General features: G+C 68.2%; 10 protein-coding genes. 7 read left to right on the top strand and 3 right to left on the bottom strand.

Translation table 11 applies throughout. From position 1 onward, the window contains the following. Positions 1 to 38: 38 nt before the first annotated feature. Positions 39 to 788: a ribosome biogenesis GTP-binding protein YihA/YsxC gene (yihA, locus tag M0L44_RS09315; RefSeq protein ID WP_252769706.1), complete on the bottom strand. Its 750-nt coding sequence runs from the start codon at positions 786 to 788 to the stop codon at positions 39 to 41. A gap of 87 nt (positions 789 to 875) precedes the next feature. On the opposite strand from yihA, the gene M0L44_RS09320 reads away from it, so the two are divergent. From M0L44_RS09320 to M0L44_RS09350, 7 genes are all read left to right on the top strand, one after another. Continuing rightward, on the top strand, positions 876 to 1502 hold the full coding sequence (locus M0L44_RS09320; protein ID WP_435526400.1) for a c-type cytochrome: 627 nt from the start codon (positions 876 to 878) through the stop codon (positions 1500 to 1502). Between the two features lie 112 nt (positions 1503 to 1614). After that, a complete protein-coding gene (locus M0L44_RS09325) occupies positions 1615 to 3738 on the top strand; it encodes a cytochrome c biogenesis protein ResB (RefSeq protein WP_252769430.1) in 2124 nt (707 codons plus the stop codon). Beyond that, complete coding sequence (ccsB, locus tag M0L44_RS09330) at positions 3735 to 5087, top strand: c-type cytochrome biogenesis protein CcsB (protein WP_252769432.1); 1353 nt, start codon at positions 3735 to 3737, stop codon at positions 5085 to 5087. Before M0L44_RS09325 ends, ccsB begins: the two co-directional genes overlap by 4 nt. Positions 5088 to 5121: 34 nt before the next feature. Continuing rightward, positions 5122 to 5808, top strand: coding sequence for a dienelactone hydrolase family protein (locus M0L44_RS09335; protein ID WP_435526407.1), 687 nt, complete (start codon positions 5122 to 5124; stop codon positions 5806 to 5808). Between the two features lie 99 nt (positions 5809 to 5907). Further along, complete coding sequence (gene msrP / locus M0L44_RS09340; protein WP_252769435.1) at positions 5908 to 6897, top strand: protein-methionine-sulfoxide reductase catalytic subunit MsrP; 990 nt, start codon at positions 5908 to 5910, stop codon at positions 6895 to 6897. Further along, complete coding sequence (gene msrQ / locus M0L44_RS09345; RefSeq protein WP_252769437.1) at positions 6897 to 7499, top strand: protein-methionine-sulfoxide reductase heme-binding subunit MsrQ; 603 nt, start codon at positions 6897 to 6899, stop codon at positions 7497 to 7499. The genes msrP and msrQ overlap by 1 nt, the downstream gene beginning before the upstream one ends. A 167-nt stretch (positions 7500 to 7666) precedes the next feature. Continuing rightward, entirely contained in the window at positions 7667 to 10267 is a 2601-nt protein-coding gene (locus M0L44_RS09350) for a M36 family metallopeptidase (RefSeq protein WP_252769439.1), read from the top strand. A 58-nt stretch (positions 10268 to 10325) separates the two neighbouring features. On the opposite strand, the gene M0L44_RS09355 is transcribed toward M0L44_RS09350, so the two are convergent. After that, the gene (locus M0L44_RS09355; RefSeq protein WP_252769440.1) at positions 10326 to 11459 is read right to left on the bottom strand and encodes an HD-GYP domain-containing protein; all 1134 of its coding nucleotides are present in this window, start codon (positions 11457 to 11459) and stop codon (positions 10326 to 10328) included. 107 nt (positions 11460 to 11566) lie between these two features. Continuing rightward, positions 11567 to 17239: an excinuclease ABC subunit UvrA gene (gene uvrA, locus M0L44_RS09360; protein WP_252769442.1), complete on the bottom strand. Its 5673-nt coding sequence runs from the start codon at positions 17237 to 17239 to the stop codon at positions 11567 to 11569. Positions 17240 to 17399: the final 160 nt, after the last annotated feature.

Raw genomic sequence — 17399 nt, forward strand, 5'->3', positions numbered from 1 at the left:
GAGGGGCAGGATCGGTCTTCTGCCCTCATCTCCGGTCTTCAGGCAGGCAAATCCTTTGCCTCGTCTGCCTCGCCTGTCGAGGTCTCAGCCTCGGGCGGCTTCGCCTGGGGATGCACCCAGCCGTGGATCGTCTCGGCCAAGTCTGACAGGCCCTGGTGCTTGGTGGCCGAGAACAGCAGCATGCCCACGTCGGCGTGTTCGCTCACGCGCGCACCCAGTTGCTCCTGCACGGCCGCCAGCGCAGCCTGTTGCTCGCGGCGGTTGAGCTTGTCTGCCTTCGTCAGCGCCACCAGCAGCTTGACTTCACCGGTGTTGATCCGCGGCGAAACGAACTCCAGCAGACGCTCGTCCAGTGGTGTCAGCCCCAGGCGGCTGTCCACCAGCAGCACCACGCCGTTGAGGTTGCGGCGCACCTCCAGGTAGTCCGCCATCACTTTCTGCCAGCGCACCTTCTCGGTCCGGGAAACGGTGGCGTAGCCGTAGCCGGGCAGGTCGGCCAGGTAGGCATCGGGGGCGTCGCGCGGCCCCAGTGCGAAGAGGTTGATATGCTGGGTGCGCCCCGGGGTTTTGGAGGCGAACGCCAGCTGTCGCCGCTGGGCCAGTGCATTGATCGCGGTGGACTTGCCGGCATTGCTGCGGCCGACAAAAGCGATCTCTCCCAAGTCCCCGGGCGGGAGCTGGTCAAGCTGGCTGGCCGTGGTCAGGAAACGAGCACTGTGAGCCCAGGCCAATGCAGGGTGTTTGAGTTCGGACAAATCCGAACGACTTTGGCTGGAGGTTTCACGCATGGCACATTCTAGAATTCCCTGGTTTGATTGCTGGCTTGCGCTGACATGCCAACACCCACAAATTCCACAATCCCCGAGGCCCTCCGAATGAAGTCTCCTGTCGCGTTCGCCAGTTCCCTCGTGCTCGCAGCCCTGATGGCGGGTTCCGTTCATGCCGCCGAAGCTGCGGCCCCGTTCAAGCCGGATCTGGCCCGCGGTCAAGCGATTGCCGTGACCTGTGGCGCCTGCCACACCAATGATGGCACCCGTGGCTTGGCGACCTACCCCATTTTGCAGGGTCAGCACCCCGAGTACCTGGTCAAGCAATTGACCGAGTTCAAGGCCAGCAAGCGCGTCAACCCGATCATGAACGGCATGGCCGCCCCGCTGACCGAGGTCGACATGAAAAACGTGGCCGCGTTCTACGCCAGCAAGAAGCCTGTGGCTGGCGCCGCCAGAAACAAGGACACCGTGGCCCTGGGCGAAAAGATCTACCGCGGCGGCATCGCTGAGCGGAAGGTGCCCGCCTGCGCCGGCTGCCATGGCCCCAGCGGGGCCGGCATCCCGGTGCAGTATCCGCGCCTGGGTGGTCAGCACGCCGAGTACGTGGAAGCCCAGCTGACCGCCTTCCGCGGTGGCGCGCGGACCAACAGCCCGCAGATGATGGACATCGCCGGCCGCATGAGCGACGCCGAGATCAAGGCCGTGTCCGACTACGTGGCCGGCCTGCATTGAGACCGCTCCGAATCAGCCGATGCAGGCTGAAGGTTTCCTGAATTCCCCTTGAAAGGCCGGTCGATGACCGGCCTTTGTCTTGTTGGCCCCACGGGCCCCGGATAATCGCCGCATGACCGCCTCCCACGGAGCCTCGCCCTCCCTGCCCCAACGTGCCTGGCGCGACAGCCTCGAACTGCTGTCCTCGATGCGCTTTGCCATCACGCTGCTGTGCGTGATCTGCATCGCCTCGGTCATCGGCACCGTGGTCAAGCAGAACGAGCCGCTGAACAACTACATCAACCAGTTCGGGCCCTTCTGGGCGGATGTCTTCGGCCGTTTCCACCTCTTCAACGTCTACAGCGCCCCCTGGTTCCTGCTGATCCTGGGCTTTCTGGTGCTGTCGACCAGCCTGTGCATCGCGCGCAACACGCCCAAGATCCTGAACGACCTGCGCAGCTTCAAGGAGCATGTGCGGGCCCAGTCGCTCAAGGCCTTCCACCACCGGGCCGAGGGCGAACTGCCGGTGAATGGCGAGGCGGCGCTCCAGCAGGTGTCCGACGTGCTGGCCCGCCGCGGCTGGCAGGCCCGGGCCCAGGTGCGCGAAGACGGCACGATGGTCGCCGCCCGTCAGGGCCGGCTCAACAAGATCGGCTACCTGGCCGCCCACTCGGCCGTGGTGCTGGTGTGCCTGGGCGGCCTGTTCGACGGCGACCTGGTCGTGCGGGCCCAGATGTGGTTCACCGGCAAAAGCACCTTCGAGGGGGGGGGCCTGATCAAGGATGTCGCCCCCGAACACCGGCTGCCGCCCACCAACCCGACCTTCCGAGGCAACCTGTTCGTGCCCGAGGGAGGGCGCGCCGGCACCGCGGTGCTGAGCATGCCCAACGGCATCGTGCTGCAGGACCTGGACTTCGACGTCGAACTCAAGAAATTCATCGTCGAGTACTACGACACCGGCATGCCCAAGCTGTTCGCCAGCAAGATCGTGCTGCATGACCACGACACCGGCGCCGCCACGGAGGCCATGGTCAAGGTCAACGAGCCGGTTTTCCATCGCGGCGTGGCCATCTACCAGAGCAGCTTCGAAGACGGCGGCTCACTGCTGGAACTGACGGCCCAGCCGCTCGCGGGCAACGGCCCGCCGCTGGTGTTCAAGGGTCGCATCGGCGACAACCTGCCGCTCAGTGGCGGCAGCGACAAGTACACCCTGGAGCTGACCAGCCTGCGGGTCATCAACGTCGAGAACCTGGGCCAGGCCGACGGCAAGGGCACGGATGTGCGCAAGGTCGACCTTGGCAGCACGCTGGACAAGCACCTGGGTGCTGGCGTCGACCCGGACAAGAAGAAGCAGCTGCACAACGTCGGCCCGTCCTTCACCTACAAGCTGCGCGATGCCAGCGGCCAGGCCCGCGAGTTCCAGAACTACATGCTGCCGCTGGAGATCGATGGCCAGCGTGTCTTCGTGATGGGTGTGCGCGAGGCCGCCGACGAGAACTTCCGCTACCTGCGCATCCCGGTCGACGACCAGAACAGCATGAACGGCTGGCTGCACCTGCGCCGCGCCCTGGCCGACCCGGCCCTGCGCAGCCAGGCCGCCCAGCGCTATGCGGACAGTGCCACGCCCGCGGACCGTCCCGAGATGCGCGACCAGCTGCGCATCACCGGCGAGCGCGCCCTGGCCCTGTTCGCCGGCGCCGAGAAGGCGGCCAAGGCCAACGCGGTCCCGGGCGGTCTGGCCGCGATGAGCCAGTTCATCGAGGGCACGGTGCCTGAAGCCGACCGCCAGCGCGTGGCTGACGTGCTGCTGCGCATCCTCAACGGCTCGCTGTTCGAGCTGGAGCAGCTGGTGCGACAGGCGGACGGTCTGGCCCCGCTCCAGTCGGACGCAAGCACCCAGACCTTCATGACCCAGGCCGTGATGGCCCTGTCCGACAGCTATTTCTACCCGGCGCCGCTGATGATGCAACTCAGCGGCTTCAACCAGGTCCAAGCCAGCGTATTCCAGGTGGCCCGCGCCCCCGGCAAGAAGCTGGTCTACCTGGGGGCGGTGCTGCTGATCCTGGGCGTCTTCGCCATGCTCTACATTCGCGAACGTCGCCTGTGGGTCTGGCTCAGCCCGGTCGGCGACGGACGCACCCGCATTCTCATGGCCATGTCCACCCCGCGCCGCACACTGGACATTGATGCCGACTTCAACGCCCTGCGGCAGGACCTTCTCGGCCCGTCTGCCCTTTCCGGAGACACCACGCGATGACCACCACCACCCTCGCGGTCGGCAAGCCCGGCTGGTTCAGCCAGCGCGGCGCCTATGACTGGCTCTATGCCCTGTGCATCGTGCTGGGCGCCGGCTACGCCTTCCAGCGTTACGGCAGCTCGATGGACGTGTACGAGCGCGGCATCCTGCTGGGCGCCGTCCCCAGCCTGATCGGCCTGGGCTGGTTCTGGGGCCCGCTGCGCACGCTCAGCCTGGGCGTGGGTGCGGCGGCCTTGCTGGCCATCTCGCTCTACAACCAGCACCTGGACAACTTCGGTGCCGACCTGGCGGCGGGCGACAAGGTCTTCCTGCTGAAGTATTTCCTGGCCAGCCAGAGCGCCATCATGTGGATGAGCGTGCTCTTCTACATGAGCACCCTCTTCTACTGGATCGGCTTCTTCACCCGCCAGGGCGGCGAGAACGCGCTGGGCCTGAAGGTGGGCTCCGGCCTGGCCTGGACCGCCGTGTTCATGGCACTGACCGGCACCATGGTGCGCTGGTTCGAAAGCCACCAGATCGGCCCGGACATCGGCCACATACCGGTCAGCAACCTCTACGAGGTGTTCGTCCTGTTCAGCTGGCTGACCACGCTGTTTTACCTGTACTACGAAGCCCATTACAAAGTCCGCACGCTGGGCCCCTTCGTGATGCTGGTGGTCAGCGCCGCCGTCGGCTTCCTGCTCTGGTACACCCTGGTGCGCGATGCCCAGGAGATCCAGCCCCTGGTGCCGGCCCTGCAGAGCTGGTGGATGAAGCTGCACGTGCCGGCCAACTTCATCGGCTACGGCACCTTCGCCCTGGCCGCCATGGTCGGCCTGGCCTGCCTGCTCAAGGAATCGCCCCCGCGCGCGCTGTGGACGGGCCTGGTGGCGGTGCCCGGCGTGCTCGCCGTGGGCATCGCCGGCTACGCCGCCCTGGCCAGCGCCCCGGATGCCCCGGTGGACGCCGCCTGGAAGGCCGTGCGTCTGATCGGCGGCACGGCGCTGTTCTTCGCCCTGATGGTGTCCCTGCGGCGCCCGATCAATGCCAAAACCCCCACGCTGACGGTGATGGACGACGTGATGTACAAGGCCATTGCCGTGGGCTTTGCCTTCTTCACGATCGCCACCGTGCTGGGCGCCTTCTGGGCGGCCGAAGCCTGGGGCGGCTACTGGAGCTGGGACCCGAAGGAAACCTGGGCCCTGATCGTGTGGCTGAACTACGCGGCCTGGCTGCACATGCGCCTGATGAAGGGCCTGCGCGGCGTGGCCTCGGCCTGGTGGGCCCTGAGCGGGCTGGTGGTGACCACCTTCGCCTTCCTGGGTGTCAACATGTTCCTGTCGGGCCTGCACTCCTACGGCACCTTGTGACCGAACCGAAGCCGGAGACCTGCTGATGAGCCAGATGATCACGTTCCAGCGCCCCGATGGACAAGCCGCCCAGGGCTGGCTGGTGGAGCCCGCCCAGCCGCAGGGCGCACCCGGCCTGGTGTTGATCCAGGAATGGTGGGGACTGAACGACCAGATCAAGGGTGTGGCCGATGCCTACGCCCGTGCGGGCTACCGCGTGCTGGTGCCCGACCTGTACCGCGGCCAGGCCACGGTCGAGGCCAAGGAGGCCGAGCACCTGATGAACGGCCTGGACTTCGCGGATGCGGCCAGCCAGGACATCCGGGGCGCCGTGCTGCACCTGCAGGCCAGCGGCAGCGCCAAGCTGGGGGTGACCGGCTACTGCATGGGCGGGGCGCTGACCCTGCTGTCGGCCTGCTTCTCGCCGGAGCTGGCGGCCGCGGTGACCTGGTACGGCTTCCCACCGCTGGAGTACATCGACGCCACGAAGATCCGCGCCGCGGTGATGGGCCACTTTGCCACCCAGGACGCCTTCTTCCCGGTGGCCACCGTGCCCGCGCTGGAAGCCAAGCTGAAGGCCGCCGGCGTGCCGACCAGCTTCCACACCTACGAGGCGATGCACGCCTTTGCCAACGAAACCCAGGTGGATCCGCACCGCGTACCCACCAACCGCTACGACGCCCAGGCCGCCGCCCAGGCCATGGAGCGCACGCTGGCCTTCCTGCGGCAGCACCTCGCGTGAACTTGTCCAGCCCCGCCCGATCGTAAGGTTCGGGCGGCCGGCGCGACTCATGGAGAAGCCCTGCCACGGCGGCCCAGCCGCCCTCCACGAGGATTCGCCATGCACCCCCTGAAAGACCGCGGTTTCCAGCACCCTGTTGCCTCGGAAATCACCCCCCAAGACGTCTGGCGGAGCCGCCGCCAGTGGTTGCAAACCGCGGCCGTGGCGGGCGCGGGTCTGGCCGGTCTGTCCAGCCCGGCGGCCCGGGCACAAGGCCTCGCCGGGCCCGGCAAGCTGCCCAGGCTGAGCGCCGGTCGCTCCAGCGTGGCCGGGGCCCTCGTGATGGACAAGCCCACGTCCTACGACGACCTCACCCACTACAACAACTTCTACGAGTTCGGCACGGACAAGAGCGACCCCGGCCGCCTGGCCGACAGCCTGCAGACGCGCCCCTGGACGGTGACGATCGAAGGCGCAGTGCAAAAGCCGCGCACCTTCGGCATCGACGATCTGCTCAAGCTGGCGCCGCTGGAAGAACGCATCTACCGCCTGCGCTGCGTGGAAGGCTGGTCCATGGTGATCCCCTGGATCGGCTACTCGCTGTCCCAGCTGCTGCGGCAGGTCGAGCCCACCGGCAATGCGAAGTACGTGGAGTTCGTCTCGCAGGCCAACCCCGCGCAGATGCCCGGCCTGCGCTCGGGCGTGCTGGACTGGCCCTACCGCGAAGGGCTGCGCCTGGACGAGGCCATGCACCCGCTGACCCTGCTGGCCATGGGTCTGTATGGCGAGGCGCTGCCCAAGCAGAACGGCGCACCGGTGCGCGTGGTCCTGCCCTGGAAGTACGGTTTCAAGAGCGCCAAGAGCCTGGTGAAGATCCGCCTGGTGGAGCAGCAGCCCGTGAGCAGCTGGACCCGCGCAGCGCCGCAGGAGTACGGCTTCTTCTCGAACGTGAACCCCCATGTGGACCACCCCCGCTGGAGCCAGGCCACCGAGCGCCGCATCGGCGAGGACGGCCTGTTCGCCCGCAAGCGCCCGACGCTGATGTTCAATGGCTACGAAGCCCAGGTGGGCTCGCTCTATGCCGGCATGGACCTGAAGAAGTACTACTGATGATCCAGCGCTGGTTGTTGCACCCGGCGGCCAAGCCGGTGCTGTGGCTGTTGCTGGCCGCGCCCGCCGCCTCGCTCGTCTGGCGCGGCTTCCATGACACCCTCGGCCCCAACCCGGCCGAGGCGCTGATCCGGGGCCTGGGCGACTGGACCCTGCGCCTGCTGTGCCTGACCTTGCTGATCACCCCCCTGCGCCGCTGGACCGGCTGGCACGCTCTGGCCCGCTGGCGCCGCAACCTGGGGGTAGCCACCTTCCTCTACGGCACGCTGCACTGGCTGGCCTACGCCTGGCTGGACCAAGGCCTGGACTGGCCCGCCCTGGTCCATGACGTGGCCAAACGGCCTTTCATCCTGGTGGGCACGGCCGCCTGGCTGGCCATGCTGCCGCTGGCGGCCACCTCCTTCAACGCCGCCATCCGGGCCATGGGCGGTCGCCGCTGGCAGGACCTGCACAAGACGGTCTATGGCATCGCCCTGGCGGCGCTCCTGCATTTCTTCTGGGTCAAGGCCGGCAAGAACGACTTTGCCGAGGTCGCGGTGTACGGATTGGTCGTCCTGGGCCTGCTGGCCTGGCGCTGGCGACGCTGGCGCATCGGGGATTGACCACCCCTAATCCGAAGGCGCGTTCATCGCCCAGAAACAAAGCGCAACGCTGAGAATCAAAGTCCTTCGTTCGTTTTCGGGCCCGGATCGGGGCGCGGAAGCGGTGTGGCCAGCGCGAACGTCCCACCGGGTGGTCGCGCAGCGCTCCTTTCTGGAAGTTCCGAACCATGCGTCACTTTGTCCTGGGAACCATCGCTGCACTGTGGGCTGCCGGCAGCCTGGCTGCGCCAGCAGCGTCCCCCCTATCCGCCCAATTCAAGTCGGGTGATCTGCCCGATTTCGATGCCGCCCTGCAAACCCGGCAGGCGGCCCCTGCCTCGCTGCGACAGACGGCCGACACGCAGGTGTCGCGCTTCGGCTTCCGCAGCCAGTACGACAGCCGACTGGGCGTCACCTTCCTGTGGGCCAAGAAGGACAACAACACCTCCACCCTGCGCAGCAGCCTGACCGGTCAGGCCCTGCGCGAGGCCACCGCCCGCCACTTCCTGGCCCGCCACGCCAGCGCCCTGGGTCTGTCGCAGGGCGCCATCAGCGATGCGCGCCTGTTCGACCACCAGGACACCGGTACCGGTCCCGTGATCCAGCGCTTCCGCCAGCGCGTCGGTGGTGTCGAGGTCTTCAACCGCGACATCAGCGTGCTGATGGACCGCAACAACCGCCTGGTCGCCATCGCCGGCTACTTCGCCTCGCAGGCTGATGCCAACAGCATCGGCGCTGCCAAGTACTCGCTGAGCGCCCCCCAGGCCATCGTCAAGGCCTTCGGCAATCTGGGCGGCAAGGTCGGTGGCAACTTCACCGCCGGCGCCACCAAGGGAGCCTACCGCACCTGGGCCCGGCCGGCCGGCCAAGGCGATCTGCAGCTGGAAGCCGATCCGCGAGTGAAGCCGGTGCTCTACGCACTCAACGGCAAGGTCGTCCCCGGCTACTACATCGAACTCTCGGCTGCCACCCGCGATGGTGCCCGCCAGCTCGACTATGGCTACGTGGTCTCGGCCGAGGACGGCAGCGTGCTGTTCCGCAAGAACCTGACCACCTACGAGACCGCCACGCCCTACACCTACCGCATGCTGGCCGACAAGTACGGCGTGCCGTACGACTCGCCGCTGGGCAACGGCATGGAACCGTTCAAGAAGTTCGACTACACCAAGTCGGTGCCGCGCAAGGATGTGGCGTCTCGCCTGATCACCCAGTCGGCCAGCAACAAGATCTCCACCCAGGATGCCTGGCTGGCCAATGGCGCCACGTCCACCTCGGGCAACAACGTCAAGGCCTATCTGGACCTGGCTTCGCCCAACGGCTACTCGCCCAGCCGCGGCGACCTGATGGCTGGCACCACGGCCGCCAACACCTTCGATTACCCGCTGCAGGGCGACGTGGACCCGAGTACCACGCCGGCCAAGAACGCGGCCGTGGTCAACCTGTTCTACATGAACAACTGGCTGCATGACTTCTGGTACGACCACGGCTTCGACGAAGCCGCCGGCAACGCCCAGGCCAGCAACTACGGCCGTGGTGGCGTCGAGGGTGACCCGATCCTGGCCGAAGGCCAGGATTATTCGGGCCGCAACAACGCCAACATGTCGACCCCGGCCGACGGCGGCTCGCCGCGCATGCAGATGTACCTCTTCGACGGCCTGAGCACGGGTGAATTCCAGGTGCTGGATCCCGCCTCGCTGGCCGGCAAGCTGAGCTTCGGCACCGCCGCCTTCGGCCCCCAGGGCTTCGACCTGACCGGCACGCTGCAACTGGTGGATGACGGCACCGCCCCGACCACCGACGCCTGCACCGCCCCCATCAATGGGGCGGCACTGGCTGGCAAGATCGCCCTGATCGACCGCGGCAGCTGCAGCTTCGTCTCGAAGGCCAAGATGGCCCAGGACGCCGGCGCCGTCGGTGCCGTGATCGTCAACAACGTCGCCGGCTCGCCCATCGGCATGGCCGGTGACGACGTCACGGTGGTGAACATTCCCGCGATGATGGTCACCCTGGACGACGGCAATGCCATCAAGGCCTCGCCGGCGCCGGTGTCGGTCCACATGCAGCGGACCCAGCCGACCCATGACCTGGACGGCACCATCGACGAAGGCATCATCGCCCACGAGTTCTTCCACTACGTGAGCAACCGCCTGGTCGGCAACGGCAGCGGCCTGTCCAGCAACCAGGGCAAGGGCATGGGCGAAGGCTGGAGCGACTTCAACACCATGCTGCTGCAGGTGCGCCAGGACGACACCCAGGTCAAGACCAACCCGACCTGGAACGGTGCGTACTCGGTGGGCAGCTATGTGCTGGGCGATTACTACTTCGGCATCCGCCGCGCGCCCTACTCGACGGACTTCGCCAAGAACCCGCTGACCTTCAAGCACATCCAGAACGGTGTGGCCCTGCCCACCAGCGCCCCGCTGGCCTTCGGCCAGGATGGCGTCAGCAACGCCGAGGTGCACAACACCGGCGAGATCTGGGCCAACGTGCTGTGGGAGGCCTATGCCGGCTTCCTGCAAGACGGCCGCTACACCTTCAAGCAGGCCCGCAGCAAGGTGCAGGACTACATCATCGCCGGTCTGAAGATGACGCCCAACGCGCCGACCATGCTGGAAGCGCGCGACGCCATCCTGTCGGTGGCCGATGCCACCGACGACGCCGACTTCATGATCTGGGCCACCGCCTTCGCCAAGCGCGGCATGGGTGTGGGTGCCATCGGCCCGGACCGCTCCAGCACGACCAACGTCGGCGTGACCGAAAGCTACGTGGTCGCCACCCCGACCCCCTGAGTCGCTCCGCGACCGCACTGAAAGCCCGCCACCTGGCGGGCTTTTTTCTTGGCGCGGTTCAGGCTGCGGCGATCAAGCCGGCGATCGTCTCCTCGCTGATCAGCATGGGCATGGCATGGGCCGGCAGCAGGGCCGACACCGCATGACTGTCGCGTGATGTGTCTGCCAGCCGGGGGGACAGGCGGGGCTCGCCGCTGGTCGTGGTCAGGATGGCCACGTGCGGGTGGTAGGCCTTCTCGCCGTTGCGCACCACGATCCCCATTTCGCCGCTGACCAGGCGCACCACGCTGCCCGGCGGGAAGATGCCGAAGGCCTTGATCAGCGCACCCGCCAGGGGGCTCGCATCGGCCATCTGGTGCAGTTCCCGCCCCGCCTGGCGGGCACTGATCGCCGGGCGGTCGGCCCGGTCGCTCAGGCGCGCGGTGTAGACATCGGCAAAGCGCAGCATCTCCGCCAGCTCATTGCTCTCGGAGGTACCCGCCGGATAGCCTGAGCCATCGGGTTGCTCGTGGTGCAGACGGATCGCCTGCAGCCAGAGCTCGTCCTGGATGCCGGCGTCCACCAGCATCTGGGCCCCACGGTGCGGATGTTCATGGATGGCCTCGCGCTGGCGCACCGTCAGTGGTGAGACCTGCGTGGCCAGCCGAGCCTGCAGGTCCACCATGGCGATGTTCATCGTCAAGGCGGCCTGGAACGCTCGGCGCTGGTCGGTGTCGCTCCAGCCCAGGAACCGTGCCGCAGCCTGACAGGCCGTGGCGGCATGGATGGAGTGGCGCACCCCGTAGTGCCCCCCGCCGCTGCTCGGCTGCCGCACCACCCGGGACAGCGCCACCTCGGGGGCAGCCTGGATCAGCGTCAGGATCTGATCCGTGGCCGCATCGATCGCCACGGCCAAGGCCGAGGATTCGGTGCTGAACAACTGCCGCATCTCCAGTCCACAGCGGTCCCAGGCCTGGGACAGGGCGGCAGGACGCTGCACGGGCGCACTGCGACGGGCCACGGGCTTGAGGCCCGCCAACTCGTCCACCTCCACCAGGGCGCCACGCCGAAACAGATCCTCCAGCTGACGCTGATCGGCAATCACCTGCCCCTTGGCCAGCAACAGCAGATGGCCCTCGTCGCGCACGCTGAACTGCAGCGGCTGGCCGAGCTCGATGCAGTTTTGGACGGAGGCGAGGGAGCAGACACGCATGGCGGGGTGAACGGGTGCAGGGGCCAGCCCCTGGAAATCGGATCGATTTCATGACATCGGCAGCCCAGCCGCCAGCTTGAGGCCGAGATCACCCGGCCCCGGCCCGCTCAGCGCCGTGCCAGCACCGGCTTCAAAGCGTGGCCAGTGTGGGTGCCGGCCTTCACCAGCGCCTCTGGCGTGCCGGCACAGACCACCCGGCCCCCGCCGGTGCCACCCTCGGGCCCCAGGTCCAGCACCCAGTCGGCCTCGGCGATCACGTCCAGGTCGTGCTCGATCACCACCACCGAATGGCCGCCGTCCACCAGCCGGTGCAGCACGCGGATCAGGCGCTCCACGTCCGCCATGTGCAGGCCCACGGTGGGCTCGTCCAGCACATAGAGGGTGTGGGGCGCCTTCTGGCCACGCCGGCCCACTTCGTCACGCACCTTGGTCAGCTCGGTCACCAGCTTGATGCGCTGAGCCTCGCCGCCGGACAGCGTGGGACTGGGCTGGCCCAGGGTCAGGTAGCCCAGTCCCACGTCCTTGAGCAGCTGCAGCGGGTGGGCGATGGACGGCATGCTGGCAAAGAATTCCACCGCCTCGTCCACCTCCATCTTCAGCACGTCGCCGATGCTCTTGCCGCGCCAGGTCACTGCCAGCGTCTCGGTGTTGAAACGCTGGCCGTGGCAGACGTCGCAGGGCACCTTCACATCGGGCAGGAAGCTCATCTCGATGGTGCGCATGCCCTGCCCCTCGCAGGCCGGGCAGCGGCCCTGGCCGGTGTTGAAGGAGAAGCGGGCCGCGGCGTAGCCGCGAGCCTTGGCCTCCAGCGTCTCGGTGAAGAGCTTGCGGATCGCATCCCAGAAGCCGATGTAGGTGGCCGGGCAGGAGCGCGGCGTCTTGCCGATGGGGGTCTGGTCGACCTCCAGCACGCGGTCCACCCCGCCCCAGCCACTCAGGCTCTTGCAGCCCTGCAGGATGACGGACTGGGCCGCGGCCTCGTCGTTCTTGCGGCCCTTGGCCGCCACCAGCGCGGCCACATTGGCCAGCAGCACGTCGCGCGCCAGCGTGGACTTGCCGGAGCCCGACACGCCGGTGACCGCCACCAGCCGGCCCAGCGGCACGTCCACGTCCACCTGCTGCAGGTTGTGCAGGCGGGCGCCGCGCAGTTCCAGGGCCGGGGTGGCCCGGGTCACCTCGCGCCGGGCCTGCAGCGGGTGGACCAGCGGATGGGCCAGGCAGCGACCAGTCACCGAGTCGGGCTGCTGCGCCAGCTCGGCCGCCGTGCCCTGGGCGATCAGCCGACCGCCGCGCTTGCCGGCGCCAGGGCCGATGTCAATGATGTGGTCGGCCCGGCGGATGGTGTCCTCGTCGTGCTCCACCACCACCAGGGTGTTGCCGTTCTGGCCCAGCTGGTGCAGTGCGTTGAGCAGGATGCCGTTGTCGCGCGGATGCAGGCCGATGGTCGGCTCGTCCAGCACGTAGCAGACGCCCTGCAGGCTGCTGCCCAGTTGCGCGGCCAGGCGGATGCGCTGGGCCTCGCCACCGGACAGCGTGGGCGCGGCGCGGTCCAGCGTCAGATAGCCCAGGCCCACCTCTTCCAGAAAGGCCAGCCGGCCCTGGATCTCGGTGATGACGTCGCGGGCGATGCCCAGCTCGCGGGCGCTCATCGCCCCGCCGGTGCTCAGGCCCTCGATCCAGGCCCGGGTCTGGGTGACCGACCACTGAGCCACCTCGTGGATGCCCTCGCCCTGGAAGCTGACCGCGCGCGACATCGGGTTCAGACGGGCGCCATGACAGTCCGGGCAGGCCTCGCCGGCCAGGCCTTCGACTTCGGGCTCCTCGCTGGGGAAGCTCTGCTCGCGGCCGCGGTTGTCCTCGTCGCGCACGCTGTCATCGAAGGCCTTGCGCTGTTCGCGGGTGAGCGCCAGGCCGGTGCCCACGCAGCTGGTGCACCAACCGTGCTTGCTGTTGTAGCTGAACATGCGCGGGTCCAGCTCGGGATAGCTGGTGCCGCAGACCGGACAGGCCCGCTTGGTCGAGAAGACCTTGACGCTGCCGATGCCCAGCGTGGAATCGCCGTCCTCCAGCGCCTGGGCCAGGCCGTCCAACGGGGCCAGCAAATGCAGCACGCCCTTGCCCACATCCAAGGCCTGGGCCAGCAGGCGGCGCAACTCGGCCTCGTTCTCCGGGCTCACCACCAGGTCGCCCACCGGCAGCTCCAGGGTGTGCTCCTTGAAGCGGTCCAGCCGCGGCCAGGGGTCCACCGGCAGGAACTCGCCATCAACCCGCAGGTGGGTGTGGCCGCGCGCCTTGGCCCACTTGGCCAGGTCGGTGTAGACGCCCTTGCGGTTGACCACCAGCGGCGCCAGCAGGCCGATGTGCTGGCCCTTGTGGTCGCGCAGCAGCTGGGCGGCGATGCTCTCGGCCGTCTGCGGCATCACCGGCGCGCCGTCGTGCACGCAGTGCTGCAGACCCAGCTTGACCCACAAGAGGCGCAGGAAGTGCCAGACCTCGGTGGTGGTGGCCACGGTGGACTTGCGCCCCCCGCGCGAGAGACGCTGTTCGATGGCCACCGTGGGCGGGATGCCCCAGACCGCGTCCACCTCGGGCCGGCCGGCCGGCTGCACGATGGAGCGGGCATAGGCGTTGAGCGATTCCAGGTAGCGGCGCTGGCCCTCGTTGAACAGGATGTCGAAGGCCAGCGTGCTCTTGCCCGAGCCGGACACGCCGGTGATGACGCTGAACTTGCCCCGTGGGATGTCGACGTTGAGCGACTTCAGGTTGTGCTCACGGGCGTTGATGATTCGGATGGCCTCGTCCTCGGCCCGCTTCTCGCGCACCACCCGGCCCAGGTAGCTGCCGCTGTCGGCCGCGTTCTTCTCGCCGGCATGCAGGGCACCGTCATAGTCGCGCAGGGCCGCGCCGGTGTGGGACGTGGGGTGAGCGCGCAAATCGTCCGGCGTGCCCACGGCCACCACCTCGCCACCCGCGTCGCCGCCCTCGGGACCCAGGTCGATCAGCCAGTCGGCCGCGCGGATCACGTCCAGGTTGTGCTCGATCACCAGCAGCGAATGGCCGGCGTCCAGCAGCTTGCGCAGCGCGCGCATCAGCTTGGCGATGTCGTCGAAGTGCAGGCCGGTGGTCGGCTCGTCGAAGACGAAGAGCGTGCCCTTCTTGGCCACCGGCTGGCGCGGCCGGCCCGCCGCCTCGGCCAGGAAGCCGGCCAGCTTCAGGCGCTGGGCCTCACCACCCGAGAGCGTGGGCACCGGCTGGCCCAGGCGCACATAGTCCAGGCCCACGTCGACGATGGGCTGCAGCTTGGCCACCACCTCGCGGTCGGCGGCAAAGCACTGCACCGCCTCGCTGACGGTCAGCTCCAGCGTGTCGGCGATGGACAGGCTGCGGCCGGCCCGCTCGATCTTCACGTCCAGGATCTCGGCGCGGTAGCGCGTGCCGTCACAGTCGGGGCAGCGCAGGTAGACGTCGGAGAGGAACTGCATCTCCACATGCTCGAAGCCCGAGCCACCGCAGGTCGGGCAGCGCCCGTCACCGGCGTTGAAGCTGAACATGCCGGCGGTGTACTTGCGCTCCTGCGCCAGCGGGGCGACCGCGAAGAGCTTGCGGATCTCGTCGAAAGCGCCCACGTAGCTGGCGGGGTTGGAGCGTGCCGTCTTGCCGATGGGCGACTGGTCCACGAAGGCCACGTCGGCCAGCAGGTCGGCGCCCAGCAGGCGGTCGTGCAGGCCCGGGGTCTCGGTGGCATGGCCGAAATGGCGGTTCAGGGCCGGCACCAGCACGTCCTGCACCAGGGTGCTCTTGCCGGAGCCGGACACGCCGGTGACCACGGTGAGCCGCTGCAGCGGGAACTCGACCGAGAGGTTCTGCAGGTTGTTCTGCCGCGCGCCTTCCAGGATGAGGCGCGGCGTGCCAGGCTCGACGAAGCGCCGGAAGCCCATGCCCACCGACTTGCGCGCGCCCAGGTAGGCACCGGTCAGGGTGTCGGCCTCGCGGGCCTGCTCGGGCGCACCGTCGAAGACGATCTGCCCCCCCTTCTCGCCGGGGCCGGGGCCCATGTCGATCAGGCGATCGGCCGCCAGCATCACCGCCGGGTCGTGCTCCACCACCACCAGGGTGTTGCCGGCGTCGCGCAGGCGGTGCATGGCCTGGACGATGCGGTTCATGTCGCGCGGGTGCAGGCCGATGGAGGGCTCGTCCAGCACGAACAGGGTGTTGACCAGCGAGGTGCCCAGCGCGGTCGTCAGGTTGATGCGCTGGACCTCGCCGCCGGACAGGGTGCGGCTCTGGCGGTCCAGGGTCAGGTAGCCCAGGCCCACGTCGCACAGGTACTTCAGGCGGTGCTGCACCTCTTCGAGCAGCAGCTTGAAGGCCTCGTCGCGCAGCGCGTCCGGCAGGGTCAGCTGGTCGAAGAAGCGGCGCAGGCGCTCCAGCGGCAGCAGCATCAGGTCATGCAGGGACAGGCCGGGCAGGCCCTCCAGCTGGGCCCGGCTCCAGCCCACGCCCTGGGGCAGGAAGCGCTTTTCCGGTGCCAGCACCGCGTCGGCATCAGGCTTGGAGCCCACGCGCCAGAGCAGGGCCTCGAGCTTCAGCCGGGCGCCGCCGCAGACGGCGCAGGGGGTGTAGCTGCGGTACTTGGACAAGAGCACCCGGATGTGCATCTTGTAGGACTTGCTCTCCAGGTACTCGAAGAAGCGGCGCACGCCGTACCACTGCTTGTGCCAGTTGCCCGCCCAATTCGGCGAGCCCTCGATCACCCACTCGCGCTGGGCCGGGGTGAGCTGGTTCCAGGCGGTGTCGCGCGGGATGCCGGCGTCGCCCGCGTACTTGACCAGGTCGTCCTGGCATTCTTTCCAGGCCGGGGTCTGCATCGGCTTGATGGCGCCGTTGCGCAGGGTCTTCTTCTCGTCCGGAATGACCAGGCCGAAGTCCACCCCGATCACCCGGCCGAAACCGCGGCAGGTCTCGCAGGCGCCATAGGCGGAGTTGAAGCTGAAGAGGGCCGGCTGGGGCTCGCTGTAGCGCAGGTCGCTTTCCGGACAATGCAGGCCGGTGCTGTACTTCCAGAGTGAAGGCTCACCCCCCTCCTGCAGGGCATAGACGGTCAGTCGCCCTTGCCCACGCTTGAGCGACAGCTCGATGGCCTCCATCACCCGGGCACGCTCGGCGTTGCCCAGGCGCAGCCGGTCGGCCACCACGTCGAGCAGCTTCTTCTCACCCACCACGCGCTCGGCCTGCACCCGGCTGAAGCCGCTGGCCGCCAGCCACTGCTCCAGCTGTTCGGCGGTCGTGTTGGCGGGCAACTCCACGGGGAAAGTGAGCACCAACCTCGGATCACCCGCCGCCGCGGCCCGGGCCTGCAGGTCGGCGTAAATGGTGTCGGGGTTGTCGTGCCGCACCGGCAACGCGGTCTGGCGGTCGAACAGCTGGGCGGCTCGGGCGAACAAGAGCTTCAGGTGGTCGTTCAGCTCGGTCATCGTGCCCACCGTGGAACGGCTGGTGCGCACCGGGTTGGTCTGGTCGATGGCGATGGCCGGGGGCACGCCCTCGACCTTGTCCACCGCCGGGCGGTCCATGCGGTCCAGGAACTGGCGGGCGTAGGCCGAGAAGGTCTCGACATAGCGCCGCTGGCCCTCGGCGTAGAGGGTGTCGAACACCAGGCTGGATTTGCCCGAACCGCTGGGGCCGGTGACCACCGTCATCTCGCCGGTGCGGATGTCCAGGTCCAGGTTCTTGAGGTTGTGCTGGCGGGCGCCGCGGATGTGGATCAGACCGGAAGACATGGCAGGCAGGGCGTGGAGGAAGGGCCGTGGACAGGGATCAACCGTCTATGTTGACACGGGGCAGGCCCACCCGGTGAGCGCCTGGTCATTGCCAGTCCGGTGCCGGCGGGGCCCGCCCAGGTGTCGCAATGTAAAGGACGTGTAAAACGCGGCCGTACGT

Source organism: Ideonella oryzae, assembly GCF_024055665.1.
GTDB classification, from domain to species: Bacteria; Pseudomonadota; Gammaproteobacteria; order Burkholderiales; family Burkholderiaceae_C; genus Ideonella; species Ideonella oryzae.

What these genes read in the sequence shown, in the direction of transcription:
- yihA (WP_252769706.1), bottom strand. Translation starts at nt 788, where the DNA reads ATGCGTGAAACCTCCAGCCAAAGTCGTTCGGATTTGTCCGAACTCAAA.
- M0L44_RS09320 (WP_435526400.1), top strand. Translation starts at nt 876, where the DNA reads ATGAAGTCTCCTGTCGCGTTCGCCAGTTCCCTCGTGCTCGCAGCCCTG.
- M0L44_RS09325 (WP_252769430.1), top strand. Translation starts at nt 1,615, where the DNA reads ATGACCGCCTCCCACGGAGCCTCGCCCTCCCTGCCCCAACGTGCCTGG.
- ccsB (WP_252769432.1), top strand. Translation starts at nt 3,735, where the DNA reads ATGACCACCACCACCCTCGCGGTCGGCAAGCCCGGCTGGTTCAGCCAG.
- M0L44_RS09335 (WP_435526407.1), top strand. Translation starts at nt 5,122, where the DNA reads ATGATCACGTTCCAGCGCCCCGATGGACAAGCCGCCCAGGGCTGGCTG.
- msrP (WP_252769435.1), top strand. Translation starts at nt 5,908, where the DNA reads ATGCACCCCCTGAAAGACCGCGGTTTCCAGCACCCTGTTGCCTCGGAA.
- msrQ (WP_252769437.1), top strand. Translation starts at nt 6,897, where the DNA reads ATGATCCAGCGCTGGTTGTTGCACCCGGCGGCCAAGCCGGTGCTGTGG.
- M0L44_RS09350 (WP_252769439.1), top strand. Translation starts at nt 7,667, where the DNA reads ATGCGTCACTTTGTCCTGGGAACCATCGCTGCACTGTGGGCTGCCGGC.
- M0L44_RS09355 (WP_252769440.1), bottom strand. Translation starts at nt 11,459, where the DNA reads ATGCGTGTCTGCTCCCTCGCCTCCGTCCAAAACTGCATCGAGCTCGGC.
- uvrA (WP_252769442.1), bottom strand. Translation starts at nt 17,239, where the DNA reads ATGTCTTCCGGTCTGATCCACATCCGCGGCGCCCGCCAGCACAACCTC.